The sequence below is a fragment of the Streptomyces sp. NRRL F-2664 genome (assembly GCF_000719345.1).
Lineage (GTDB): Bacteria > Actinomycetota > Actinomycetes > Streptomycetales > Streptomycetaceae > Streptomyces.
The window spans coordinates 1-402 of sequence record NZ_JOFX01000387.1; the positions used below are offsets into that span (position 1 = coordinate 1).

Here is a 402-nt window from a genome sequence, read left to right on the forward strand (position 1 = left end):
TCCATCAGCAGCAGTCGGCTGTCCTGCGCGAGGGCCCGGGCGAGGGCCACGCGCTGGCGCATGCCGCCGGACAGTTCGTGGACCCGCTTGCCGTACGCGCCGCCGAGGCGGACCAGGTCCAGCAGGCGTTCGGCCTCCGGCCGGCGGTCGGCCTTGGCGACGCCGCGCAGGCGCAGGGCGAGCTCGATGTTCTTGCCCGCGGTCAGCCAGGGGAACAGCGCGTGCTCCTGGAACATCAGCGCCGGGCGGCCGCCGGGGGTCTCGATGGACCCCGCGGTCGGCCGGTCCAGACCGGCCACCAGGTTCAGCAGCGTGGACTTCCCGCAGCCCGACGCCCCCAGGAGGGTGACGAACTCACCCGGAGCGACATCGAGGCTGATGTCGTCCAGGACGAGCTGCGCA

The 402-nt window shown here is 73.4% G+C and carries 1 protein-coding gene; it reads right to left on the reverse strand.

The annotated features are described in order from the left end of the window. A partial coding sequence (locus tag IF89_RS0136225) for an ABC transporter ATP-binding protein (RefSeq protein WP_030777806.1) occupies positions 1–402 on the reverse strand: 402 nt, incomplete at both ends.